This is a genomic window from Synechococcus sp. N32 (genome assembly GCF_900473895.1).
GTDB lineage: Bacteria > Cyanobacteriota > Cyanobacteriia > PCC-6307 > Cyanobiaceae > Parasynechococcus.
Map to the genome: position 1 here is coordinate 466,330 of NZ_UCND01000011.1, position 23,381 is coordinate 489,710.

General features: G+C 64.3%; 21 protein-coding genes and 1 tRNA gene. 10 read left to right on the plus strand and 12 right to left on the minus strand.

Annotation, left to right across the window (positions count from 1 at the left end):
* The first annotated feature begins 10 nt into the window (after positions 1 to 10).
* The 3 genes from DXY35_RS06025 to DXY35_RS06040 all read left to right on the plus strand — a co-directional run bounded on the left by DXY35_RS06025 (position 11) and on the right by DXY35_RS06040 (position 3,392).
* Positions 11 to 1,480, plus strand: coding sequence for a carotenoid oxygenase family protein (locus tag DXY35_RS06025; protein WP_115081529.1), 1,470 nt, complete (start codon positions 11 to 13; stop codon positions 1,478 to 1,480).
* 29 nt (positions 1,481 to 1,509) lie between these two features.
* The gene (locus DXY35_RS12410) at positions 1,510 to 2,571 is read left to right on the plus strand and encodes a hypothetical protein (RefSeq protein ID WP_137006719.1); all 1,062 of its coding nucleotides are present in this window, start codon (positions 1,510 to 1,512) and stop codon (positions 2,569 to 2,571) included.
* 119 nt (positions 2,572 to 2,690) lie between these two features.
* Positions 2,691 to 3,392, plus strand: a complete 702-nt coding sequence (locus DXY35_RS06040; protein ID WP_115081532.1) for an SIMPL domain-containing protein — start codon at positions 2,691 to 2,693, stop codon at positions 3,390 to 3,392.
* Between the two features lie 12 nt (positions 3,393 to 3,404).
* On the opposite strand, the gene DXY35_RS06045 is transcribed toward DXY35_RS06040, so the two are convergent.
* The 6 genes from DXY35_RS06045 to DXY35_RS06070 all read right to left on the minus strand — a co-directional run bounded on the left by DXY35_RS06045 (position 3,405) and on the right by DXY35_RS06070 (position 10,367).
* Entirely contained in the window at positions 3,405 to 4,958 is a 1,554-nt protein-coding gene (locus DXY35_RS06045) for a BCCT family transporter (protein ID WP_115081533.1), read from the minus strand.
* A gap of 18 nt (positions 4,959 to 4,976) precedes the next feature.
* The gene (locus tag DXY35_RS06050; protein ID WP_115081534.1) at positions 4,977 to 6,167 is read right to left on the minus strand and encodes an FAD-dependent oxidoreductase; all 1,191 of its coding nucleotides are present in this window, start codon (positions 6,165 to 6,167) and stop codon (positions 4,977 to 4,979) included.
* On the minus strand, positions 6,164 to 7,219 hold the full coding sequence (locus DXY35_RS06055; RefSeq protein WP_115081535.1) for a Glu/Leu/Phe/Val dehydrogenase dimerization domain-containing protein: 1,056 nt from the start codon (positions 7,217 to 7,219) through the stop codon (positions 6,164 to 6,166). The genes DXY35_RS06050 and DXY35_RS06055 overlap by 4 nt, the downstream gene beginning before the upstream one ends.
* Positions 7,219 to 8,256 carry an SAM-dependent methyltransferase gene (locus DXY35_RS06060; protein WP_115081536.1) on the minus strand — a complete coding sequence of 346 codons (1,038 nt, stop codon included), beginning with the start codon at positions 8,254 to 8,256 and terminating at the stop codon, positions 7,219 to 7,221. Before DXY35_RS06060 ends, DXY35_RS06055 begins: the two co-directional genes overlap by 1 nt.
* A gap of 69 nt (positions 8,257 to 8,325) precedes the next feature.
* Positions 8,326 to 8,907: an RdgB/HAM1 family non-canonical purine NTP pyrophosphatase gene (rdgB, locus tag DXY35_RS06065; RefSeq protein WP_115081537.1), complete on the minus strand. Its 582-nt coding sequence runs from the start codon at positions 8,905 to 8,907 to the stop codon at positions 8,326 to 8,328.
* Positions 8,904 to 10,367, minus strand: a complete 1,464-nt coding sequence (locus tag DXY35_RS06070; protein WP_115081538.1) for a phosphoglucomutase/phosphomannomutase family protein — start codon at positions 10,365 to 10,367, stop codon at positions 8,904 to 8,906. The genes rdgB and DXY35_RS06070 overlap by 4 nt, the downstream gene beginning before the upstream one ends.
* 53 nt (positions 10,368 to 10,420) lie before the next feature.
* Between DXY35_RS06070 and DXY35_RS06075 the strand changes: the two genes are divergently transcribed.
* On the plus strand, positions 10,421 to 11,896 hold the full coding sequence (locus DXY35_RS06075) for a TM0106 family RecB-like putative nuclease (protein WP_115081539.1): 1,476 nt from the start codon (positions 10,421 to 10,423) through the stop codon (positions 11,894 to 11,896).
* On the opposite strand, the gene DXY35_RS06080 is transcribed toward DXY35_RS06075, so the two are convergent.
* Together DXY35_RS06080 and pyrE are read right to left on the minus strand one after the other, a co-directional pair.
* Positions 11,878 to 12,672: a glycine cleavage T-protein gene (locus tag DXY35_RS06080; protein ID WP_115081540.1), complete on the minus strand. Its 795-nt coding sequence runs from the start codon at positions 12,670 to 12,672 to the stop codon at positions 11,878 to 11,880. The genes DXY35_RS06075 and DXY35_RS06080 overlap by 19 nt on opposite strands.
* Positions 12,669 to 13,241 carry an orotate phosphoribosyltransferase gene (gene pyrE, locus DXY35_RS06085; RefSeq protein ID WP_115081541.1) on the minus strand — a complete coding sequence of 191 codons (573 nt, stop codon included), beginning with the start codon at positions 13,239 to 13,241 and terminating at the stop codon, positions 12,669 to 12,671. Before pyrE ends, DXY35_RS06080 begins: the two co-directional genes overlap by 4 nt.
* Positions 13,242 to 13,297: 56 nt before the next feature.
* Between pyrE and DXY35_RS06090 the strand changes: the two genes are divergently transcribed.
* From DXY35_RS06090 to DXY35_RS06100, 4 genes are all read left to right on the plus strand, one after another.
* Positions 13,298 to 13,798, plus strand: coding sequence for a hypothetical protein (locus tag DXY35_RS06090; protein ID WP_244272941.1), 501 nt, complete (start codon positions 13,298 to 13,300; stop codon positions 13,796 to 13,798).
* Positions 13,799 to 13,810: 12 nt separating this feature from the next.
* Positions 13,811 to 13,883, plus strand: a tRNA-Ile gene (locus tag DXY35_RS12645).
* A gap of 13 nt (positions 13,884 to 13,896) precedes the next feature.
* A complete protein-coding gene (locus DXY35_RS06095; RefSeq protein WP_115081543.1) occupies positions 13,897 to 15,180 on the plus strand; it encodes a hemolysin family protein in 1,284 nt (427 codons plus the stop codon).
* Positions 15,181 to 15,217: 37 nt separating this feature from the next.
* Positions 15,218 to 16,225 carry a Gfo/Idh/MocA family protein gene (locus tag DXY35_RS06100; RefSeq protein ID WP_115081544.1) on the plus strand — a complete coding sequence of 336 codons (1,008 nt, stop codon included), beginning with the start codon at positions 15,218 to 15,220 and terminating at the stop codon, positions 16,223 to 16,225.
* Positions 16,226 to 16,240: 15 nt separating this feature from the next.
* On the opposite strand, the gene DXY35_RS06105 is transcribed toward DXY35_RS06100, so the two are convergent.
* Positions 16,241 to 19,417, minus strand: a complete 3,177-nt coding sequence (locus tag DXY35_RS06105; RefSeq protein ID WP_170950535.1) for a glycoside hydrolase family 15 protein — start codon at positions 19,415 to 19,417, stop codon at positions 16,241 to 16,243.
* 48 nt (positions 19,418 to 19,465) lie between these two features.
* Here DXY35_RS06105 and DXY35_RS06110 point away from each other — a divergent pair, with 48 nt between their 5' ends.
* Positions 19,466 to 20,200, plus strand: a complete 735-nt coding sequence (locus DXY35_RS06110; RefSeq protein WP_115081628.1) for a WecB/TagA/CpsF family glycosyltransferase — start codon at positions 19,466 to 19,468, stop codon at positions 20,198 to 20,200.
* Between the two features lie 4 nt (positions 20,201 to 20,204).
* Here DXY35_RS06110 and DXY35_RS06115 read toward each other — a convergent pair whose 3' ends face one another.
* Complete coding sequence (locus tag DXY35_RS06115; RefSeq protein WP_025362038.1) at positions 20,205 to 20,348, minus strand: photosystem II reaction center protein K; 144 nt, start codon at positions 20,346 to 20,348, stop codon at positions 20,205 to 20,207.
* Between the two features lie 31 nt (positions 20,349 to 20,379).
* On the minus strand, positions 20,380 to 21,498 hold the full coding sequence (gene tgt, locus DXY35_RS06120; RefSeq protein WP_115081545.1) for a tRNA guanosine(34) transglycosylase Tgt: 1,119 nt from the start codon (positions 21,496 to 21,498) through the stop codon (positions 20,380 to 20,382).
* A gap of 29 nt (positions 21,499 to 21,527) precedes the next feature.
* On the opposite strand from tgt, the gene cobS reads away from it, so the two are divergent.
* Positions 21,528 to 22,298 (plus strand): adenosylcobinamide-GDP ribazoletransferase, encoded by a 771-nt coding sequence (cobS, locus tag DXY35_RS06125; RefSeq protein ID WP_115081546.1) that lies wholly within the window; start codon positions 21,528 to 21,530, stop codon positions 22,296 to 22,298.
* On the opposite strand, the gene DXY35_RS06130 is transcribed toward cobS, so the two are convergent.
* On the minus strand, positions 22,258 to 23,379 hold the full coding sequence (locus DXY35_RS06130; RefSeq protein WP_115081547.1) for a sensor histidine kinase KdpD: 1,122 nt from the start codon (positions 23,377 to 23,379) through the stop codon (positions 22,258 to 22,260). The genes cobS and DXY35_RS06130 overlap by 41 nt on opposite strands.
* Positions 23,380 to 23,381 lie beyond the last annotated feature (2 nt).

Consider the following 23,381-nt stretch of genomic DNA (forward strand, 5'->3'; position numbering starts at 1 on the left):
TCGTTCGCCCGTGACCGTTGCCCCCGCCCGCAGCTACGACCGCAGCGACTGGGCCAGCGCCTTTGTGAACGTTGAGCAGGAACTCACCGACGTGGCGCTGACGCCGGTGCGTGGCGTGGTTCCTGCCGAACTTCAGGGCACGTTCTATCGCAATGGCCCTGGCCGTCTTGACCGGGACGGACATCGCGTCCATCACCCCTTCGATGGCGACGGCATGATCGCGGCGATGCGGTTTGAGAACGGCAGCGTCTTCCTCAGCAACCGTTTTGTGCGTACCGAGGGTTGGCTGGCGGAGGAGAAGGCCGGCAAGGTTCTCTACCGAGGCGTGTTCGGCAGTCAGAAGCCGGGTGGTCGGCTGGCCAACGCCTTTGACCTGCGCTTGAAGAACATCGCCAACACCAACGTGGTGCGTCTGGGTGATCAGCTGTTGGCCCTCTGGGAGGCGGCGGAACCCCATTCGCTCGATCCCCGCAGCCTGGAGACCCGTGGCCTGTCACGCCTCGATGGTGTGTTGAAAAAGGGCGAGGCCTTCAGTGCTCACCCCCGCTTCGATCCCGGCCACAACGGACGGCCCTGCATGGTCACCTTCGGGGTCAAGACCGGGCCCCGCAGCACCATCCGTCTGATGGAGTTCGCCACCGATGGCCCGGAGGCCGGCGCCTTGCTGCACGACCGTTCCGACAGCTTCCCCGGCTTCGCCTTCCTTCACGATTTCGCCATCACGCCCAACTGGGCGGTGTTCCTCCAGAACGCCATCGCCTTCAATCCCTTGCCGTTTGTGACCGGCGAAAAGGGTGCGGCCCAGTGCCTGGCATCCCAACCCGGCGGCAAGGGGCGTTTCTGGCTGATTCCCCGCGATTCCGGCCGCTTAGCTGGTCAGAAGCCCCGCATCCTCGAAGCTCCCGACGGTTTCGTTTTCCATCACCTCAATGCCTTTGAGGATGGCGATCACGTTGTGGTGGAGAGCATCGTCTACGACGATTTCCCGTCCATTGGGCCTGATGAGGATTTCGCCGAGGTGAACTTCGACACGGTGCCGGAGGGGATCCTGCACCGTTGCCGCCTCGATCTCAGTCGGGAATCGGTGCAGATCGAGCGGATCAGCGAGCGCACCTGTGAGTTCGCCATGGTCAATCCCGAGCGTCAGGGCCTCAGCGCCCGCTTCGCCTGGATGGCGGTGGCGGAGCGGGAGAGGGGCAACGATCCGTTGCAGGCCATCCAGAAACTTGATCTGGATTCCGGGGAGACCCACACCTGGAGTGCGGCGCCCAGGGGCTTTGTGAGTGAGCCGTTGATGGTGCGTCGTCCCGGTGCTGAGGCAGAGGACGATGGTTGGGTGCTCGATCTGGTGTGGAACGGGGCCCGGGCCGCATCCGATCTGGTGATCCTCAACGCCCATGATCTGTCGGAGGTGGCGATGCTTGAGCTGCCCTTGGCCGTTCCCCATGGCCTGCACGGGAGCTGGGCACCCCAACGCTGATACGTTGAGGCCCTTCGCAGGCCTTACGGGTGCCCACGTCATTCACACGTCCGCAGATCAATCGTGACGAGCGGATGCTGTGGATCCATGCCGGTCCCCACAAGGCAGCCAGTAGTTATGTCACTGAGCGGCTCCGTCAAAACCGGGAGCATCTGGCTGCTCAAGGTGTCTTGATGGATGGTGATGACAACCGTCTTGCTAATGCCATTGCTGAAAAGAACTATGGCCCTGTCGAGGAGACTCTTGCCACGCTTCCTTCCCATTTGAACAGGGTTTTGCTCAGCAGCTCTTCTTTGGATGATCGGATTCTCAGTCGAACTATGTTGGGTAAATTGCAGGCCTTGGTTGAACGGCAGGGGTTCAAATTAGGCGTCAGTTATTTTGTTCGAGATCAGCAGTCCTGGTTGAATTCTGTTTACGCGCACCGGGTGCGAAGGTTTCGTGAAACGCCTGATTTCGGAGAATATTGTGATTACATCATGCACGATTCAGAATCGTGGAATATTGCTTATCCATCCAAGTTCCGTGTGTTGAGTCGCTTCCCTGCGATTGCGACCTTGTTTCTGCCGTTGTCAAGGCAGGTTGCAATCACGGACCCTTTCCTGGCCCTTGTTGAGGCCCTTGGCCTGTACACGCCTGCGGGTGAACAGGGTTGGCTTGCGGGCCGTCCCTCCAAGCAGAACATCCAGCCCGGGGCCAGGGGAATTTGGATGTCAGCCCTCTGCCGCCGCTTGATGGTGGAAACGGGTTTCGACCCGGAAGTGCTCAAGCGGAAGGGCAAGGTCATCCGTGATCTCGCCATCGAGCGCGGTTGGGACCGGGAAAAATTTGATGGCTTCGATCAACCGTTACAAGATCGAGTTTCGGGCTTTTACGCCAGCTCCAATGAAGTTTTTGCTCAGGAGCACTGGGGTGTCAGCTGGAACAGTCTTTTCCCGGTGCGGCCTGCCGCCCAACGGGTGTATGCGGGGCCTCAGAGCGAAGAGGAGCGCAAAGAGATGCGATCTCTCATGGTCCGTGTGCTGCGGGAGTTGCGTTTCCCCTGGCGGTTGCGGCGTCGTTTCTTTTCCCTCTACGACGCAAGCGTCTGAGCCCAACCGTTGGATCCCCTTGCTCTCGGCTTAGTCATGGCTTGACACAGGCCGGTCACGGTTGAGCAGGGTTTGAGGCTCCAGGCTCGCCAGCATGGAGATTCAACAGAAAGCTCGGCATGACTTCTCGACTCTGGGGCGCTGCCACGGTCGCCGTGGCCGTCCTCTCCGGGCTGAGTGCTGTGGCGCCATTCCCCCTGAGGGCTGCAGAACGCGTTTGCAATGGCACCCTGCTTCAGATCCAGGTGAACGAGCGTGGAACAAGCCGTAGCGATCGCTTTCGCTTCTCGCTCGGGCTCGACGCTGAAGATCTCAGTAAGGACGCTGCGCTGAGCGCCCTGAACGCCCGGTTGGCAGAGGCGCGTCAGGCCATTCAGCCGCTCGCCCTGGGTCAGCTCACCATCCCTGCACCCCGCAGCTACCCCGTAGGAGGAGGCGCGGCGGGATCACGACTGGAGCGGGCAAGCACCACCATCACAGGCGAGGTGAGCCGTGACGATTACGACGCGCTGATCCAGGCCGCCGGTAGCTTGCCGGGAGTGCGACTGCAGGGAATGACGTCCTGGGCGTCCAGCGACAGCCGTGCCTCATTGGCTGATCAGTTGCTCAAACAAGCTTTTGAGACGGGGCGACGTCGCGCTCAGACCACAGCACGGGTTTTCGGCCTGCGCGAGGTGGAGTTGTTGCTGATTGACCAGCGGGGTTCGATCCATCGACCCATGCCGATGGTGGCGCGCATGGGGGAGGCAAGCTTCAGGCCTGGGGAGGCTCCCAATCCCAGTCAGAACCTCACTCTCAAACTGAACTACTGCCTGCGTTGATGGGCATCGGGATCACTGCGGGGTGACCGTGGTGCGCCGCCATTCCTTCCAGGCCAACCGTGGCGCGCTCCAGAGGGTGGCCAGCACCAAGGGGGTGACCGGCACCGCGGTGATCACGATGAAGGCCTGCAGGGCATCGATGGAGGTGCTGTCCCCCAGGCCCGAGCCGATGCGTAGCAGCACCAAGGTGAGGCTGCCGATCATCAGGGCCCAGAACAGGCGCAGCAGAGCAGGGGGCTCGTTGCGGCCGCTCACCACCATGGCCGCGGCATAACTCATTGAGTCGGCGCTGGTGCACATGAACAGCACCACCAGCACCAGGCCGATCGGAATTAGCAGACCGGCCAGGGGGAGTTGGCTGAGGATCGTGAGCAGGGCAGCGGCGGCTCCGTTCTGGGCCAGGGCTTCGCTGATGCCGCCCCCCGCCAACTCGAGATGCAATCCGGTGCCCCCCAGTAGGGTGAACCAAAGGTTGGTCACGATCGGGCAGAGGATGGCCACCGCCAGCACCAGTTCACGGATGCTGCGGCCGCGGCTGACGCCGGCGGTGAACAGCCCCATCAAGGGCGCATAGCCGAGGAACCAGCCCCAGTAGAACACCGTCCAGCCGTTCACCCAGTTCGCCGGCACGGCATTGGGAGTGAGGGCCATCTGCGGCAGGTGGATCAGGTAGGTGATGAAGCCGCTGAAGAAGTGCTGCATCAGCCAGAGGCCCGGGCCCAACAGCAGCAGGCCCGCCGCCAGGGCCAGGGTGAGCCACACATTGAGTTCCGACAGCCACTTGATGCCTTTTTGGATGCCGCTGACGGTGGAGGTCGCGAAGACGGCGGTCAGCAGCACCACCACCAGGGATTGCAAGCCGGCACTGTCGTTGAGCCAGGGCAGTTGCCCTGCGGCATTGCTGAGCTGCAGCGAGAGGAAACCCAGGGGGCCAACCGTGCCGGCGATTGCGGCCACCACAGACAACCCATCCGCCAGGTGACCGAGTGGACCATCCACCCAGCTGCGCGGAACGATGTTCACCAGCAGTGTGCGTGGACGCAGGGGTTCACCGCGTCGCTCCAGGATCGAGAAGGTGATCGTGGTGGTGGTGGCCACCAGGGCCCAGGCGAGGAAGCCCCAGTGCAGAAAACTCACCGCCAGGGCGGGATCCACCGCTGCGGCTGTGCTGCCCTCGACCCCCGCAAACACCGGGGATGGGGTCTGGAAGTGATATAGCGGTTCGGCTGCCGACCAGAACACACCACCCCCCGCCAGCAGGGTGCAGATCAGCACTGCGCACCAATCGAAGAATTTGAGACTGGGCTTGCTCTCCGCGCCTCCAAGCCGGAGTTTGCCGACTGGGCTGATGGCCAGGATCAGCGCGATCAGAAACAGCAGCACCACCATCCACTGCCAGACCCCGCCGAGGGCATCACTGATCACGGCTTTGCCGTTGTCGGTGAATTGCTTGGCCAGCGCCAGGTCGATGGCCGACACCAGCAGAAAGATCAGCAGGGGAGCAGCCCCCACCCAGAGGGGGGGCTGGCGCCACCAGGAGCGCTGATTCGCGGGGGTGTCAGACATCGGATGAGGGGTGAGGGATCAGGCGCGGACGGCGGCGCGTTGGTGGCTCCAGCAGGAGAGATCCACCGCTGGTTGTTCTCCACTGGCGAGGCGTGCCAGGGAATCACCGATCAGGGGGGCGAACTTGAAGGCCTGGCCGGAGCCTCCTGCGAACAGGCTCAGCTTCGGGGTGAGCCGGTCCAGCACAAAGTTCACGTCGCTGGCCATGGAGTAAGGGCTGATCACGGTCTCCACCCGCTCCTGCACACCCTCCAGTTCGTTGAACAGGAAGGTGTCGAGCAGCTCCACCAGGCGAGCGGGTGGCTCGGTCACCATGGCGTTGGGTTCGGCGACGCGCAGCTCCTTCGGAGCCCAGTCGATGCCCGCCTTGATCCGGGAGCGGCCATCCGCCGTTTGGCTGAGGACGGGGAATCCGTAGTAGAGGCCACCGTCATCGCCGCGTTCCTGCTGGAAGCAGAACCACTGGGGGTAGCGATCGGCCAGTGCCGGGTCGACCGTGTAGTGGGCCCAGAGCATCGGCCACACCTCCAGTTTGGGTGAGAGGCCAAGAGGGGCCAGCAACAGCTGGCTCCAGATCCCACAGGCCACCACCAGCTGTCCGGCGACGATGTGTTCGCCGCTCTTCAGGGTGACGCCACCGCCATCGGCATCGAGGCCCGCCACAGGGCAGTGCTCGATCAGCTGATGGCCGGCCTTGCGGGCGGTGTTGATCCAGTGGGCCACGACCCTGTCGCTGCGCACGGCTCCAGCGGTGGGCTCGAACAGTCCGGTGAAGCCCGGCTTCGGCTTCAGCGGGAAACGGGCCGCGATCTGGTCGGCGTTGAGGGCCTCATAGGGGATGCCCTGATCGTCCATGACCCGTCGGGCCCCAGGGATCGACCCCTCGATCGTCTCTTCATCCCAGCTTTCGCCGTAAAAGAGCAGGCCGTGGGTCTCCCGCAGCTGTTGGCCTGCGTGGTTTTCTTCCTCGCGCCAGAGGCGGTTGGCCTCCTGGGCGAGACGGCAGAGCACCGGGTCGGAATACATCTCCCGGAACATCCGGGTTTCGCCATAGCTGCTGGCTTTGGCGTGGGCCAGGGTCTGAGCTTCCAGCAGCACCACATCGTGCACGCCACGGCGGGCCAGGGATGCAGCGCAGCTGAGGCCAGCCATGCCGCCGCCAACAATCACGACGGCTGCCCGGCTGGGCAGGGACGCTGGTGCGCTCATTCGCTTTCTCCAAAACTGAGGCCGATGGGCTCGGTGGAGGGTGTTGCAGCCACCTCCTCAAGGGCTGCACCCACCGACAGGCCCTGTTCGCGTTGATTCAGATACTCGCTGGCCCGTCGGCGCACCTCATCGCGAACGAAGGCATAGACGTCCTTGGCACCAGCGTCTTTCCAGGCGTCGGGGGAGAACCGCTCGATTGAGTCGGCGATCACAGCTCCTGCATTCACCAGGGGGTCCGGCAGCACCCGCACACCGCGGCGACGCAGGTCATCGGCCAGTTGGGGTTGCTGGAAGGGGGCATTGGCGGCAGGCACCACGGCGGGGGTTTTCAGCGCCGTCGCCATTTCGGCGTTGATCAATCCGGAGATCGAGCAGGGCAGCAGCAGGTCGAGGTTCAGTTCCCACCAGGCGCAGCTGTCTGGCAACGGCGTCGCGCCGGGAAAACTGGCTTTCTCGCGGTCCAGATCCACGGTGAACACGGTCCAACCGTGCGCGACGAGATGGCGGGCAACGGTGCCACCAACGGCACCGCAGCCGTGCACGAGGGCCCGGCCGGGGCGGGCGTCGTTGAGGTCCTTGTCCAGAACGGCCTCCACAGCGCCGAGGGTGCCGTGGGCGGTGGCGGCACTGGCGTCCACAGGGCTGCCGACCGCCGCCAGCACATGGGGGGTGAGCGCCGTCAGGCGCTCCATGTCCTCCAGGCTGGTGTTGAGATCGCAGCCGGTGATCATCGCGCCGTCAAGCGACTCCAGCAGCTCAGCGGTGACGCTGATCAGCTCATCCTTGACGGCATCGGGCTCAGCGGCCCGGGCAACGATCTTGCCCCCGGCGAAACCGGTGCCGTAAAGATCGTGCTTGTGGGTCATCAACCCCGCCAGTCGCTGGCCGTCTGCGATGCAGGCCTCATCGCTCGGGTAATTGAGCACCCGCAGGCCTCCGTTGGCGGGGCGCTTGGCATCGGTGTCTTCCGCCACCACGAACACCGAGAGGTGATCGGAGACGTGTTCCGCCAGCACCGACACGGTCGGCGCTGTTTTCTTGCCGCTGCTCATCAGGCCACCTTCTCCATCATCTGGTGGTGTTCGACGTAGTCGAGGCTCCATTCGCTGGGGGCTTCGGCGATGCGCTGCTGCAGCCGCTCGAAGACCGTGTCTGCTGCGGTGTCGCCGGCAGCACTGGCGAAGCTGTGACGGCTCCAGCTGCGGATCGTCGCCATCAATCCGGCGGCGAAAGTCGCGGTGTCACCGTTCTCGTTCCAGCGGCGTCGGTAGGGGCACTTCACGTAAACGGTGCGCTCGTCCACCAGCCGCAGGCCGTTGCGGTAGGCGGCGCTGCTCTCGTCCTTCAGCGGAGCCATGAACTCCTCGGGGGACTTGTAGAAGTTCAGAACCGTGCCTTGTTGGTACTGCTCCTGGCTGATCAGGCCTTCCTCGGCCATGCCCCGCCAGATCTGGTGCAGCTGGTCGTGCACATTGCGGGTTTCGCCGCCGTTGTGGCCGAGATAGAGCCCTGCTTCATCACGGGAGAGGTTCACCGTCAGCAGGCGCCCGCCCACTTTCAGTTCGCGGCTGCGCAGCTCGAGGATGTGGTTCCAGTCCTTCATCGCCTGGGCGGTGAAGCGCTGAAGTGCGTTGTCATCACCGGACGCCAGCACATGGGTGTGGCTGTTCAGGGGGCCGGGGGAGGCGCTCAGCCAGTGCATGGCCGTGGCGGAAAAACCGAAGCTCACCGAGTTCGGCGCCACGGAGGGCTCGTAGAAGCTGCGGGCACTCACCAGCACCGTTGGTTTCGGATCCCGGGGGATCTGCAGGGCCAGATTGTTCGCCAGAGCGATGTTGTCGTTGCTCGGTAGGTCGTTGCCGATCAGCGTCAGGTGCGCCGTCGGCTGGTTGGCGTGCAGGCGATCTAGCACCTGGTTCCAGAGCCCAACGGCGGTGCCGCCGTCGGCAGCTCCGTAATCGATCAGGACATGGCTGTCAGCGACAGCCAGTTGATTCACACAAGTCAGGGCCCAGTCCGAGGCGGCTTCGATGCACAGAAGAGCGCCCTCGGTCTGCGCGCTGTAACCCGTGGTCATGGCGATGGCCATGGACCTCGTCAGCGGCAGGCCTCACCGTACAGACCATGCCCCGAGAGCCTTTGTATCCGTGGTTCTTCTTCAGCTTGCTTCGAGCAACTGGCGCAACTTGGGTTCCAGGAGGCTGAAGGCTTTGCCGCGGTGGCCGTGCTGCTTTTTCTCCGCCAACGGCATCTCCGCGAAGGTGCGGCCGGTTCCAGCAACTTCGAAGATCGGGTCGTAGCCGAAACCCTGATCTCCCCGGGGTGCGCCCGTGATCAAGCCGTCGCAGCGGCCTTCCACCTCCAGCAGGATCGTGCCGTCTGGGGCGGCTACACAGAGCGCGGCGCAGAAATGGGCCTGGCGTTGGTCTGAGCCGTTCAGGGCCTTCAGCAGTCGGGCAATGCGTTCTGGGTCGGTGGGAGCGTAGCGGGCGGAATGAACACCCGGAGCGCCATCAAGCGCATCAACGCTGAGGCCTGAATCGTCGGCCAGGGCCCATTCCCCTGTGGCGGCGGCAACCGCTTGAGCCTTGAGCCGGGCATTGGCGGCAAAGGTGGTGCCCGTCTCCTCCACCTCCAAGCCTTCTGGCTGGGGTTGCACGCTGACGGGCAGGGCCTGCAGCAGACCCTGGAATTCACGAATCTTGCCGGCGTTGCCGCTGGCGATCACAAGGGTCTTCATGCGGCCTCCGCAAACTGTCGGGCCCAGGCGAGCACCTCGTTCACCCGCTCGGCATCCGGCCCTTCGCAGTAGAGCCGCAGCAGCGGTTCCGTGCCGGAGAAGCGCAGCATCAGCCAGTGATTCGGCCCCATCCTCAGTTTGATCCCGTCGGTGCTGATCACTTCCAGCACGTCTGCGCCGGCGACGGTCGAGGGCGTGCTCTGGTCCAGCAGCGTCTCGAGCCGTCGGCGTGCCTCCATGTCGGCCAGGCGCAGGTCGAGTCGGTCGTAGTGACTGCTGCCTCCATGCTGTTGCTGGAGTGCATCCAGACGCGCACCCAGGGGTTGCTTTCCTTCCACCAGGGCTTCCAGCACCAGCATCGCCGCGAACAGGGCGTCCCGCTCGGGCAGGTGCATGCCGAAGCCCACGCCACCGGATTCCTCTCCGCCGATCAGCACATCCCCGGCCAGCATCTCTGCGGCGATGTACTTGAAGCCCACCGCGAGCTCCAGAACCTTGCGTCCCTGGGCCTCCGCCACCAGCCGCATCAGATCCGAGCCGCTCACGGTTTTGACCACGGCGCCCGGCAGCTGGCGGGCTCGTGCCAGGTGATCGATCAACAGGGGCATCAGCAGCTGGGTGCTGCAGAACCGGCCGGTTTCATCCACGGCAGCGATGCGGTCACCATCGCCGTCGAACACCAATCCCACCGCAGGAGTTCCGGCGGCCGTTGAGGCTTTCACGGCCGCGATCAATGCCCCGAGGTAGGGCGCCAGGGGTTCCGGTGGATGACCGCCAAACAAGGGATCACGGTCGCTGCGGATCTCTTCCACAACGCCAGCGGCTTCAGGGCCGAGCAGCTCCGACACACAGCCGGCGGCTGATCCATGCATCGGATCGACGATCACCTTGAGGTTGATGGCCTTGAGGCCATCAACCAGGGCACTGAGGTCCAACTTGCGGCGCAGCCCTTCCAGATGCTCGCCGCGCCCATCAAACCGGGGGACTTCCGCCTTGATCGGTGCCGTGATGCCGCCGGCGGCCAGACGTCGTTCGACTGCGGCCGTGAAGTCTCCCTCGACCGATCCACCAAAGGGTCCTTTGATCTTCAGCCCCAGCCATTCCGGCGGGTTGTGGCTGGCGGTGATCACCAACGCTCCCAGGGCTTTGCGCTCCACCACGGCCCAGCTGCAGGCCGGCGTGGGCACAGCGGTGTCGGTGAGCAGGGGTTCCAGTTCACAACCCCGCACAGCGGCCGCGATGGCTTCCGCCAGTTCTGGAGCCAGAAAGCGCCGGTCGTAACCGATCACCACCGTTCGGCTGTTGAGACCCTCGGGGGCGCGATGTGCGAGCTCCTGAGCCGCGGCTGCGGCAACGGGCAACAACCGCTCAACCGTGATGTCGACGCCGGTGATCCCGCGCCAGCCATCGGTGCCGAACTTGATCGGAGCTGGACTCAGAGGGAGGGGAGCCGATGCCATGGCACAGCCTGCACTTCAGTGGATCTAGCAGCTGGCAGCCGTAGGGTCGGCGGATGGGTGACACCCCGGCTGCCGACAACGCTCTCACCGACCGGTTGCTGCGCAGTTGGCTGCGTTGCCGTCGCAAGTCCTGGCTCGATCGCCACGGGAATCCTGCCGAGCGGCGTTGGACGGCCCATCGCAATCTGCTGCTGGACGACCAGCAGCGCTGTTTTGTGGCCTTGCTCCCCCGCAAGCCTGGCCATGGCATCGCCGCCTGTGCTGCCGGAGCCGAGGCCGTGGTGGGTCTGCGCCTGAAGGGGCTTGGCCCATCCGGTGAGCCGTTGGAGGCACACCCTCCACTGCTGCGGCGGGTCAAGGGGAAGAGCCGCTGGGGTGACTTCGCCTATCAACCGGTGCTAGCCCGTCAGGGCCGCCGCACCACCCGGGAACATCAGCTGCCGCTGGCGCTGATGGCCCTGTTGCTTGAGCAGCATCAGCAGGGGGACGTTCCCTCGATGCTGGTACTCGGCGGTGGTGGCCGGCGCCTGGAACAGGAGCGGCTGCATCTCTCCAGTGGTCTGCGCCGACAGCTGTCGGAGGGGCTGCGCAAACTGCGCTCTGACCTCGAGCGCCCAGTTCCTCCTCCGCTGGCCGCTGACCGGCGCAAGTGCTCACTTTGCAGCTGGCGTGTCGCCTGCAATGCCGTTGCGGCGGAGGAAGGGCATCTGAGCGAGGTCAGCGGCATCGGCGCCAAGCGGCGCGAGATGTTGCTGGAGCTTGGGATTCGCGGCTTGTCCGATCTGGCCGCGGCTGATCCGTTGCAGCTCGCCGAGCAGCTGCAACGTTTTGGGGATCAGCATGGTGAGGTGGCCGCATCCCTGGTGGCTCAGGCCCGGGCGCAGCGGGATGGACGGGTGGAGCGTTTGGATGCCTCAGCGGCACTGCCGGAACTGCAGGACTGTGCTGGTGTGCTGCTCTACGACATCGAATCCGATCCCGACGCCCGTCACGACTTCCTTCACGGTTTTCTGGTGTTGCCCAGAACCAAAAGCGGAAACTGGGATCTGGCATCCGTGGCGTATCACCCGATCCTGGCTCTGGCGGAGCATGGTGAAGCCCGTTGCTGGCTCCGTTTGCAACGGTTGCTGAATCGCTATCGGGGTTGGCCGATCCTCCACTACGGGGAGACAGAAAGCCTGGCCTTAAGGCGTATGGCTGAGCGCCAGGGTGCTGCCGAGGCCGAGGTGCTGCAGCTTCGTCAGCGGTTGGTGGATGTGCATGCCCGGGTCAGACATCACTGGCGCCTACCCCTGGCCAGTTATGGCCTCAAGGCCGTGGCTGTTTGGCAGGGGTTCCAATGGAGTCAGGCCGGTGTGGATGGTGCCAGGGCCCTGCTCTGGTGGCGGCAGTGGCAGGGGGAGGGGCCCGATCGACGCGGCACCAGGCACGGGCTGCGCTGGATCTTCGATTACAACCGCGACGACTGCCTGGCCACCTGGGCCGTAGCCGACTGGTTGCTTGAACAGGATCAGGCGTCGGGATCCTGAAACTCCTCAGGTTGACGGATCTGGAGCTGTTCTCCGTTGGGACCTTCCAGCGTTGGACTGGCCAGGCACTGGCGGCGCACCAGGGCCAGCCCAAGCCAAGTGCCATCGCGTTCGAGTGCACTGGTGATCACCCCGGCTCGCTCGCCATCCAGCGTGAGCTTGGCGGCGGCCGCCAGCGGACTGGGGCAGCTCCAACAGCGCAGCTGTTGCTTCACCCCTGCCTGGCCGATGAGTTTGGCCATGGTCTCCTGGCCGAGGTAGCAGCCTTTCTCTGTGCTGACCTGAGCGATGAGCCCAAGCTCCAGGGGGTTGGTCTCGCCATTGAGTTCACCGGGGCCCGGGGGGAATCCGCTTTGAAGCCGCCATTGCTCCAGAGCCGTCGCGGTGGCCGCTTCCCCTGATGCCCAGGGTTCCGGCAGGGCCGCATCCGGATCGCACCACACGGCTGCAGCCATGGGCTCGAGCCACTGCAGTCGGCGCAACTGGCCCAGGGGTTGGAGGCGAACCCGATCGGCTGGAAAGATCACCTGATCAAATCCAGCGTGAACGGCAGAGGCCTCTCCCGCCAGAACGATCACATCGGCCCCCTCTGAATCGAAACGAAGTTCCAGCACGGCCCGCAAGCGTCCCGTTGCGGTCAGCCAGCAGGTCTGAAGCAGATCCCCGGATTGGAGTGCGTTGAGGTCAGCACTGGTCTGCCCCTGAAGAAACTGGCGTGCTCCGCTGCCGTTCAAGCGCAGCCAGGGAACCTGGGCGTCCCAAAACAACTTGCTCATGCCGGCGTGAAGGCGGCGATTTCAGACAGCTTGAAAAGGCTGATCAGTTCAAGATTTTCAGCCGTCATCGCAGCGTCACCCCCTTCTTCCCGGTCGACGATGGTGACGACCCGCTCCACCTTGTAGCCGGCGTCGCGCAGCTGCCGAACCGCCTTGAGGGATGAGCCTCCTGTGGTGACAACGTCTTCCAGCACTGTGATGCGTGCCCCGGGGGCAGGGAGCGGACCCTCCAGCCAGGCACCGGTGCCGTGGCCTTTCGCTTCCTTGCGCACGATCAGCGCATCCAGCTCCCGACCTCGATCGGCGGCGGCCATGGCAACACCGCTCACCAGTGGGTCTGCTCCGAGGGTCAGCCCAGCCACGGCCAGCGCATCGGCCTCCACGTGGGTGAGCATCGCCCGGCTGATCAGCGCCAGGCCGGAACCGCTCAGGCTCACGGGTTTGCAGTTCACGTAGTGCTCGCTCTTGCGGCCTGAAGCCAGGGTGAAGTCTCCGCGTCGGTAGGCCAGGGTGGCCAGACGGTTCAGCAGTTGCTCCCGCTCAGTCGGGACACTCGACGATTCAGACATGGGGCTGGCCGCGCTTCGCAGATGTCCTTAGTTTGCGCTTAGAGCTGATTCATCCGGTGCTGCTGCGGTCGTTCTTTGGTTCGAGCCTGCTTTTGCTCGCCGGCCCATCGGTGTTGGCGGGTCCGTTGGTCTGTACCACCAGTGTTGAGGCGCCTCCGCCCGGCAGTGGTTCTGCTCCCGTCGAAGTCACGGTGTGCCACCCCACGGAGACCACCAGTGAGCTGGTCAGCCGTCGCTTTTACACCTGGACCTCACCCATGGCCCGGGGCGTGGACCCCTTACATCAATTGACCGATGTTCTGGGGATCGCGGTTGGCGGCATCGAGGGGAACCGGTTCATGGGATTCGGCTTCCCCGACCAGACACTGATCTGGGATGGGTCTGCACTTCAGAACACGACGGGAGCTCTGCTGGAGGAGCAGAGTCCGCCGTTGCCGATGCGAACCCTGGACATCTCGAGCGGTTTCAATGGCAGCCTGGCGGCCACCGAGACCATCGAAGCCGTGCCGGATGCGCCCTCGGACGATCACTTCCCCGGCGTAACTCCCCTGTGGTAACACTCTCCCCAAGGGGGTCTAGCAATCTGGTGAATGCAGCGAACTCATAATTCGCCTAAGGCGAGTTCGATCCTCGCGACCCCCATTCCCCCCTGTTGATGCGGCTTCTTCTGCTGGCTGTTCTGCTGGTTCTGCCGGCCTTCTTCGCGGCTGCAGAAGTGGCCCTGCTGCGGCTACGCCCAAGCCGCGTTGAAGTGCTCGTCGAGGAAGAGCAGGCCGGGGCCCGTTCCATCCAGCGTCTTCAGCGACGCCTGCGGCGCGCTCTGCTGGTGTCTCAACTGGGTGCAACCCTCGCTCTGGTGGCCCTTGGCTGGGCTGGCCGTGGTCTGGGGGGGCGGCTCTGGTCAGATGGGTCTGTGGGTGTCGCTTGGCGCGATACAGCCTTGTTCCTCAGCATCGTGCTGCTGGCCACGCTGGTGGCTGGTTTGCTACCCAAGGCCTGGGTGTTGAACCGTCCGGAATCTTCGGCGCTTCGCCTGGTGCCGCTGCTGGAGGTGGTGATGCGCTGCCTGGCTCCACTGCTCAACCTGCTTGAGGCGCTGGCGGGCCTGTTGATGCGCCTGCTTGGCCTGGCTCCCCAATGGGATGTGCTGGTGCCAGCCCTTTCAGCTGGTGAACTGGAAACCCTGGTGGAATCCGGACGGGTCACGGGGTTATTCCCAGATGAGAAGAACATCCTGGAAGGTGTCTTCGCCCTGCGGGACACCCAGGTGCGGGAGGTGATGGTGCCGCGCTCCGGGATGGTCACCCTGCCGGCCACGGTTCGTTTCGCGGAAATGATGGAGGCCGTGCACCACACCCGTCATGCCCGCTTCCCAGTGATCGGCCAGTCGTTGGATGACGTGCGCGGTGTGCTGGATCTGCGTCAGATGGCCGAACCGATTGCGCGGGGCGAATTGCAGGCCGATTCGTTGCTCGAGCCCTATCTCCAGCCTGCGGTGCCCGTGCTGGAGACCTGCACGCTGGCGGAACTGCTGCCGATGATCCGCAGCGGTCAGCCGCTGCTGCTGGTGGTGGATGAACACGGCGGCACCGAGGGGCTGGTGACCGCAGCTGATCTCACCGGAGAAATCGTTGGTGATGAGGATCCCGCCGAGACCGATGAACCGGATCTGATCGAAGAGAAGGACTGCCCCGGTGCCTGGCTGGTGGCCGGAGATCTGGAGATTTTCGAGCTCAATCGACAGCTCGATCTCGATCTGCCCGAGGCCGATGACCATCACACCCTGGCGGGCTTCCTGCTGGAGCGGCTCCAGCACATTCCGTCCGCGGGGGAAGGTCTTCATTTCAACGGCTTGCAGTTCGAGATCACAGCCATGGCCGGGCCGCGGATCGAGCGGGTCCGGCTTGTTCTCCCCAGCTCAGAGGAAGATTCCGACTGAAGGCCGATAGTCTTCCCCCAATCGACCGCCTGCGCTGATGTCTCCCGACCCCATGGTCCCAGTCAAGGTCGGGGTGATCGGCATCGGCAACATGGGCTGGCACCACGCGCGGGTGCTCAGCCTTCTGCGGGATGCCGATCTGGTGGGCGTCGCGGATCCGGATGCTGAGCGCGGCAAGCTCGCCACTGAGCAATTCGGCTGTCGCTGGTTCGCCGACTACAACGCCATGCTCTCGGAGGTGGAGGCCGTCTGCATCGCGGTCCCCACGCTGCTGCACCATCCCGTCGGTCTGGCCTGCCTGCGTGCGGGTGTGCACGTTCTGATTGAAAAGCCGATTGCGGCTAGTCAGGACGAGGCCACAGCACTGATCGAGGCCGCTTCAGCGGCGGGGTGTCTGCTGCAAGTGGGCCACATCGAGCGGTTCAACCCTGCCTTCCGTGAGCTCACCAAGGTGGTGGCCAACGAGGAGGTGGTGGTTCTTGAGGCGCGTCGCCACAGCCCCCACTCCGATCGGGCCAATGACGTCTCTGTGGTGCTGGATCTGATGATCCATGACATCGACCTCGTGCTGGAGCTGGCAAAGGCACCGGTGGTACGGCTTGCCGCTGCCGGTGGTCGCAGTGCCGAAGGCCCGATCGATTACGTCAACGCCACGTTGGGTTTCGAGAACGGTGTTGTGGCCAGCCTGACGGCGAGCAAGATGAGCCACCGAAAAATCCGGAGCCTTAGTGCCCATTGCCGTTCGAGCCTGGTGGAGACGGATTTCCTCAACCACACCCTGCACATCCACCGCCGGGCTCACGAGTGGTATTCCGCTGATCACGGCGAGCTGCTGTATCGGAATGATGGCTTCATCGAGGAGGTGAGCACCACCTCGATCGAACCGCTCTATGCCGAGCTCGAGCATTTTCTGCAGTGCGTTCGCGGCCGGGAGACCCCTGCGGTGGATGGTCTTCAGGCCTCGCGGGCTCTCAAATTGGCAGACCTGATCGAGCAGGCCGTTGAACATCCGGATACGGGAGCGCCCCTGTGCGCACCGATCTGAGGGCTTTCACTGGGATTACACCAGCCCCTGCTCTTCGGCCAGTTCCCGCAACGCCGTGACCTGCCAGCGGCGGCAGTCACCGGGTGAGGACCGATAAAACTGCCCCCAGGCCTGGGCCTTGTGTTGCGGGTAGTTCTCTGGACGAAGAGAGGGATGGCTCTGCTGCCAGCCCACCCTGACGGCATGACCGATCACCACGTCGAGGGCCAGGTCATCCTCGAAGCGCACCTCTGGATTGGCTTCGACAAAGGCCATCAGCGAAAGCAGGCATTCGCTGCAGAGTTGTCGGTATTCCGGTGCCTTGATCCGACTGAGCAAATGGTCAACCTGGGCAGCGAAATTGCGCTCCCCTGGCGTCTTCTCGAGGATGAGGCTGCTGTTAAGGCGATTGCGCCGCTCCAGCTTGTCGCCAATCACCAGGCCGCGGCAGTGCTGCAGCAGCGACCAGATCCCGGCATAGAAATCGCGGGGAACTTTCTGGAAGGAACCCAGGCGGATGCGGTGTTGAAGCCAGTCCCCACCCCCCGGTGTTTCCTCCAACGGGTCAGGCACTGACCACTGCACTCGGCCGCTCACGTGCAGCTGTTCGCCGCGTTGCAAGGCTGCTCTGGCATGGTCCACATCAGCGAGCACGGCGCGCAAGCGCTTGCGAATCGCGTGGGGTGCTTCGCTGCAGAGGGCTTCAAAGGCTTCGTCCTGACTGAGCGTTTTCTCCACGGCCAGCTCTGATGTCAGCAGCAGCATCAGCTGCCCCAGCTGCAGGGTGAGGCTCCCCTTCAGCAGCGCTGGCTCCCGCCGCGCCACGCTGTCGAGGGCGAGCAGGAGCTCCTGTTCGAGCATGCGTTCACGGCCGTCGATTCCGCTGGTGGTTTCAATCCGCTCGGCGATGGCGGCACTGTCCATCGGCTGACGCAGCCGGGAGTCGCCGGTGTAGTTGCGCCCCACCACCACCTGTTTCTGACGCACGAGAAGATCGGTGAGGGCATCTTCGAGTTGGGGATGCACCATTCCCATGGCGCCAGCACAGCGCCGCACCACATTCCAGTCTTCACAACGCAAGCCCCGTTGATAGACCTCCTCAAGCAGGGTGCGCAGGGCCACCGGATGGCCCTCGGGGCTGCGTTGAATCCCCTGGGGGCCAAGACGCCGTTGCAGCAACTCGAGCACTTCCGCCTGTTCATGCAGCAGCGCACTGTTCCAGAGGCGCTGGCTCAATTGTTCGATCGGTGTGTCATCCAGCTCCTGCTCCTCTGCGGCGGTCAGATCCCGGAGATCGGTGGCGTCACGCAGAAGCGGCTTGGCTGGCTCGGAGCGTGGCACCGGTTTCTGTTGGAGCGGCGGCAGCTGCACCTCCTGCGCTTGATCCACCAGTTCACTGAGGCAGCCCAAGCGGACGGGGATGCTTTCAATGACGCCGCTGCCGAGTTGCCGGGCCAGTTTGAGGATGACGTCGCGGTGCTGCTGGAGGGCTGCGTCGCGAATGGGGATCACCAGAAGAGGACGTCCCATGCCGCGCCAGTGCCGTTGCAGCAGATGCAGCTCGTCCACAACAGTTTCAACCAGCTCCTCCGGGTCATCGGCCAGATAGCTGCTGACGTCTTCCAGCACGGATGGGGTGAACACACTGATGGCGCCGTCCTGGCGGTAGACCCGAGCCGTGTCCTCGGTTTCCACCCGGTGCCCGGGGCGCCCGGTGAGCTCAAGCCGCGGATTGGTGCCGGCGGCTTTCAACCGTTGCTTCAGCTCGTCGGACGACTGCACGGAAATCATTGAGGTTGGGTCGATCGGCACCTCGGCGGCCAGCAGCGCCTGGCGCACGTCATCCGTCTCCGCAGCCATTGCCACAAGAACACTGTCGGCGCCGAGCGACTGCGGCTCCCTGCGTCCACAGGGGTCAATGTCCTCGGGACGGATCAGATCGTCCAGCAGCATTTCCCCAAGCCACACCAGGCTCTGGGTCCAGATCAGCGGCAGGTTGGTGTTGGCCACCCGCTCTTGGCTGCCTGGATTGAGCCGTTCCTGATCGACGGCACTGGCCGGCACCTGATAAAGCTCGGGGTAGAGGCGTTCGCCGTCCTGTTCAACGGCCAGGGTCTTGAGCTGGCTGTGCAGGCGCCGGGCCTCCTCCCAGCGTCTTTCGCAGCATGCGGTCACCAGTTCGAAGGCCAGAAACAACGGCCACTCCGACTCGATTCCTTCAAAGGCGGCGAGCTCCTCTGGTTCGTAGTGCAGGCGGTTGACGTCTTCCACCGCCGTCTGGTGACCATCCCGGAGGAAGCGTTTGTAGCCATAAGCCCCGCCGAGTTCCCGTCGAATCCGCCGGCCGGTGCGCTCCACCAGGGCGGCATCTTCCACGGCCCAGGCGGGATAACCAATCACTGAGAGGCAGGCACTGTCGGCTTCCTTGCTGGCGGATTCCCGCGGCAGGAGCCCTTGCAGGGCGCGACGGAGGCGCACGATGGCCCCTTGGGGAATCAGCAGGATGCAGCTGCCGTCGCCATGGGGGCCGTAGAGGTCAAGCCCATCGAGTGCCTCCAGGGCGGCTTTGGCCATGCCGATGGAGCTGGCATTGCGCTCCGGTAAACCATGGTTGCCTTTGTCGCCCCGTTCCCAGATCCCATAGTCGGGAGTGCGGTAGGCCCTGGCGATGTAGTGCACCAGGTTTTGGAGGAAATCCACTTCATCACGGCTTTGCACCACCGCGCAGTCGCCCTTGGTTAACTGCGCCAGCTGCAGCAGAAACAGGGAGGTGGCATCGAGTTGGAGATGCCCCCAGGCGTCGTCGGCCACCACCGGCTCGCCGGTGCAACTGTCGTATTTGGCGTGAAGGGCGTCGAGGGGGTTAAGGCTCTCTTTGAAGCGCTCCACCTTCTCGGCCTGCCGCATCATCGAGCGCATCAGGCCGCGCATGAGGGCCACTACCCGCTGCTCCAGCTCCCAGGCGCGCAGGCTGTTCTGCCCCTGCTCACGGCGGTGGGCCAGGGCCAGTCCCCAGACGCACTGCACCGAATAGACGCAGTCCCGCACCCAGGCATCGCCGTAGTTGCCATGAATGGTGTGAGCGGTGCTGGCGGGGAGCAGGCCACTGATCGGGTCCTGCCGATCGAGAACCACCCGTTGGATGGATTGATCCAGACGCTTAAGGGTGGCGGAGTGGTTCTGCGGAAGGGTTTCCGTCGTCGTCACAACCATGCCCTCATGCATCACCACCCCTAAATTCTCCAACGCAGCCCCATGGCCATGGACTCTGTCAGCACTGCTCCCGACGACCGTCGCCGTTGCCAGGTGCTCGGCGTGCCGGTGGATGCCTGCCGTGATGTCTGTGCAGCTGCTCTCGGTCTGCATTCACGGGGCGGCGGACGCATCGTCACCCTCAACGCTGAGATGACGATGTCGGCTCGGGCCGATGCCGCTTTGGGGCAGGCGATCGGAACCGCTGATCTGGTGATCCCGGATGGAGCGGGCGTGGTCTGGGCCCTGGGCCGTCAGCAGATCCGGGTTGTCAAAACTGCCGGCATTGAACTGGCGTGGACCTTGCTGGAGTACGCCGCAGCCCACCAATGGAGTGTGGCGCTGGTGGGGGCGACACCTGAGGTGATGGCAACACTGCGTGCGGAGTTGCCGCAACGCATCCGTGGCCTCAACCTGGCGCTCGCGGTGGACGGTTATCAAGCCCCCGAGGCCTGGCCGGGCGTTGAGGCTCAGCTCAGGGCGTTGAAGCCGGATCTCGTTCTGGTGGCCCTGGGGGTGCCGCGCCAGGAAACCTGGTCGGAACGCGTGGCCACCGGGCAGCCAGGACTGTGGATGGGTGTCGGCGGCAGTTTTGACGTCTGGGCCGGTATCAAGAAACGTGCCCCCGGCTGGATGTGCCGGATGCAACTTGAATGGCTGTATCGGCTCATGCAGGAGCCATCACGCTGGCAACGAATGCTGTCGCTGCCAGCGTTTGTTCTGAAGGTGATCCAGATGGGCTGAGGCTTCAGCGGAAGCCCACAGAGGCCTGCCAAACGAAGGCCAGGAGCAGGAAGAAGACCGGGATCAACGGGAGAATGTCGATCAGCGGAGAGAAGGCCTGATAGGCCTCGGGCAGCTGTGCCAGCAGGTCGAGGGTGAAGGCGGCCATCCCTTGCATCAAAAAGGCGTTGGGCTGGACGCTACCACGTGTGATGGGCTGGCGAGTCTGGCTCCCAAGGAGCGAAATCCTCTGAAAAACAGCCGTCGCGAATTGCTTGTGCCATGGCCGAGGTGAAACGCACCAAATGGGTGATGTTGTGAATGCTCAATAAGGTGAGGCCCAGAAGCTCCTCGCTGCGAATCAGGTGATGCAGGTAGGCCCGGGTGTGACCGGTGCAGGCCACGCAGGAGCAGCTCGGATCCAGGGGAGTGTGGTCGTGGCGGAAGCGTGCATTGCGCAGGTTCCAACGTTCACCGCCCACCAGGGCGGTGCCATGACGGCCGAGTCGGGTGGGCAGGACGCAGTCGAACAGGTCGATCCCGTTGGCCACGGCAATGGCCATCTCGCGCAGGGTGCCGATGCCCATCAGGTAACGCGGTTTGTGCGAAGGAAGCAGGGGCGTGACATCCCGCACGATGCGATGCATCTCCTCAGCGGGCTCACCAACGCTGACGCCACCGACGGCAATGCCCGGCAGATCAAAGGAGGCGACGGCCATGGCACTCTCCCGCCGCAGATGGGGGAAACAGCCGCCCTGAACGATGCCGAACAGCGCCTGATCCTCGCGGGTGTGGGCTGTGACGCAGCGCTCGAGCCAGGCATGCGTGCGGCGACAGGCATCGATGACGTCGTTCTCCGTCGCCGGATAGGGCGGGCACTGGTCGAAGGCCATGGCCACATCCGCCCCGAGGGCCATCTGGATCTGGGTGGCATGTTCCGGGGTCATGTCGATGGTGCGTCCATCGCGGGGGTTTCGGAACACCACCCCACGGTCATCGATCTTGTTCAGATCTCCCAGGCTGAACACCTGAAAGCCGCCGGAGTCGGTAAGCATCGGACCGTTCCAGCCCATGAACCGGTGCAGGCCACCGGCAGCCGCCACGATCTCCTCCCCCGGTTGCAAGTGCAGGTGGTAAGTGTTCGAGAGCACCATCTGTGCTCCCGTGCGCCCCAGCTGCTCCGTGCTGATGCCCTTGACGGTGGCCAGGGTTCCCACCGGCATGAAGCGTGGTGTGTGCACTGGCCCATGCGGGGTCTCAAAGGTGCCGCACCGTGCTGATGTGTTTGCGCAATGCGCGTTGATTTCGAAGCCGAACACGACTGATCCGCCCCTGCATTGACCCTACGGTGAGGGCCGATTGCATCCCTCGCCCCATTCCCAGGATCGTTCCGCCCTGGCTTTCCGATCTGGCGGGAGCCTGGATCTTCTACACGGTGCTGCCCGCATGGCCCTGGCCGCAGCCCTCCTTTCAGCGCATTGCCCGCTTCGCCCCCTGGATGGGGCTGCTGATCGGTGCGTTGCAGGGGCTGCTCTGGATTGGTCTGTCCAGGCTCTCCTGGCCTCCGGCAGCCTGTGCCCTTTGCGTGGTGGCTCTCGGCATCCAGCTCAGTGGTGGCTTGCACCACGACGGCCTGATTGACACGGCGGATGGCCTCGGGGCGCCAGCGGAGCGGCGGCTCGAGGCGATGGAGGACAGCCGGGTGGGCGCCAGTGGTGTGCTGGCTCTCGTGATGGTGCTGCTGCTACAGGTTGCGGCATTGATCCAGCTGGGGGGGCAGGCCCCGCTCGGGCTCTGCCTTGCGGCGTTCTGGGCCCGGGTGGCGCCGCTCTGGGCCATGGCACGTTTCGACTACCTCCGCGCGGATGGAACCGCAGCGTTTCATCGCGAGCAGGGCAGGCCGCTCTGGGATGCCCTGCCTTCACTTCTGGTGGTGCTTCTCTTGGCCGGTTGGGTGGGGCCCCTGCCCCTTCTCCTGGGGGGCGTGGTGGCGATCCTTGTCGCCCAGAGCCTTGGGCGACGCCTGGGGGGGCACACCGGTGACAGCTATGGCGCGGTTCTTGTGCTCACCGAGATGGTCACGTTGTTGGGTCTGGCCTTGCTCCTGCCGGCCAGCTGAGGACGAATGCATTGCCCTGAGTGGGCAGATCCGGAGCGATTGTGGAAGGCTCCACGCAGAGCGTGAGCTTGCGGCCCTGCTGCTCCGCCAGGGAGCGTGCAAGGGCGAGGCCAAGGCCGGTGCCCGCCCGGTCCTGTCCGGTGGACCCCCGTGCTCCCCGCTCGAAAATCAGGTCGCGCTCCTCGAGGGGAATCGGCGGCCCGTTGTCCCAGACGCAGAGCCCATCGGGTAACAGGCACAGCCCCACGCTGCAGCCCGCTGGGCTGTAACGGAAGGCATTCTCAAGAAGGTTGGCGATGATCTCCGCGATCGTTCCGTCCTGGGACGGTTGATCAATCCACTGGGGCCACAGGTCTGGTCCCCGCCAGGAGCGGCCCTGCAGGCTTGCCGTCGCTTCCGCCCGCTCCAGCAGAGGCATCAGCAGGGTTTGCATGGTGGCCTCACCTTCGGCAGGCCCGGGGGGCAACAGGGTGGGGCCAAGGGGGTCCTGTTCGGGGAGACGTTGTTGCCCGAGGTCATCGAGCACGTCGATGTATTGGCCGAGTTGGCGTTGTTCCGAGAGCATTCCCTCCACGAGTGGACGGTGGGAGCTGTCGGCTTCGAGCCGCCGCAGCAGCAGTTGGGCGTAGGTGCGCAGGGCAGCCAGTGGATTGCGCAGCTGATGTACGAGGGTGCGCAGCTGCTCGTTTTGCTGGCTGAGTTCCTGGCGAAGTTGCAGGCATTCAAGGTCACGCCCCAGGGCGTGGCTGATGGCGGCGGCACTGCGCCGCATCCGTTGGTCCAGGGTCAGCGTCCAGCTCCGCTGCGGATCCAGGTCCGCGCGCAGGGCTCCCAGGATCAGACCGGCATCCTGGAGGGGGTACCAGCGCCGACTCTCGTGCGGCAGGCGCAGGTTCGGGTCTGCGTCGGCAGGGGGAAGCGATCGTTCATTGGCTGACCATTGCCGGATCAGCAGCAGTGGCGGGCCTTGCTGATTGGGTGGCGCACTGACGTACAGCCCCAGATGCTGGATGCCTTCTTTGGCGGTTAGATCAGCCAGCTGTTGATCGGTGAAATCGAAGAATCGATCGGTGAGCTGCATCA

Bases quoted from the DNA above. Each gene is read 5' to 3' on its own strand.
- rdgB (WP_115081537.1), bottom strand. From the start codon at position 8,907: ATGAAGACCCTTGTGATCGCCAGCGGCAACGCCGGCAAGATTCGTGAA.
- DXY35_RS06045 (WP_115081533.1), bottom strand. From the start codon at position 4,958: ATGTCTGACACCCCCGCGAATCAGCGCTCCTGGTGGCGCCAGCCCCCC.
- pyrE (WP_115081541.1), bottom strand. From the start codon at position 13,241: ATGTCTGAATCGTCGAGTGTCCCGACTGAGCGGGAGCAACTGCTGAAC.
- DXY35_RS06040 (WP_115081532.1), top strand. From the start codon at position 2,691: ATGACTTCTCGACTCTGGGGCGCTGCCACGGTCGCCGTGGCCGTCCTC.
- DXY35_RS06130 (WP_115081547.1), bottom strand. From the start codon at position 23,379: ATGCAGCTCACCGATCGATTCTTCGATTTCACCGATCAACAGCTGGCT.
- DXY35_RS06080 (WP_115081540.1), bottom strand. From the start codon at position 12,672: ATGAGCAAGTTGTTTTGGGACGCCCAGGTTCCCTGGCTGCGCTTGAAC.
- DXY35_RS06075 (WP_115081539.1), top strand. From the start codon at position 10,421: ATGGGTGACACCCCGGCTGCCGACAACGCTCTCACCGACCGGTTGCTG.
- DXY35_RS06105 (WP_170950535.1), bottom strand. From the start codon at position 19,417: ATGGTTGTGACGACGACGGAAACCCTTCCGCAGAACCACTCCGCCACC.
- DXY35_RS06055 (WP_115081535.1), bottom strand. From the start codon at position 7,219: ATGAGCAGCGGCAAGAAAACAGCGCCGACCGTGTCGGTGCTGGCGGAA.
- DXY35_RS06050 (WP_115081534.1), bottom strand. From the start codon at position 6,167: ATGAGCGCACCAGCGTCCCTGCCCAGCCGGGCAGCCGTCGTGATTGTT.
- DXY35_RS06095 (WP_115081543.1), top strand. From the start codon at position 13,897: ATGCGGCTTCTTCTGCTGGCTGTTCTGCTGGTTCTGCCGGCCTTCTTC.
- DXY35_RS06060 (WP_115081536.1), bottom strand. From the start codon at position 8,256: ATGGCCATCGCCATGACCACGGGTTACAGCGCGCAGACCGAGGGCGCT.
- DXY35_RS06100 (WP_115081544.1), top strand. From the start codon at position 15,218: ATGTCTCCCGACCCCATGGTCCCAGTCAAGGTCGGGGTGATCGGCATC.
- DXY35_RS06115 (WP_025362038.1), bottom strand. From the start codon at position 20,348: ATGGCCGCCTTCACCCTCGACCTGCTGGCACAGCTGCCCGAGGCCTAT.
- DXY35_RS06110 (WP_115081628.1), top strand. From the start codon at position 19,466: ATGGACTCTGTCAGCACTGCTCCCGACGACCGTCGCCGTTGCCAGGTG.
- DXY35_RS06070 (WP_115081538.1), bottom strand. From the start codon at position 10,367: ATGGCATCGGCTCCCCTCCCTCTGAGTCCAGCTCCGATCAAGTTCGGC.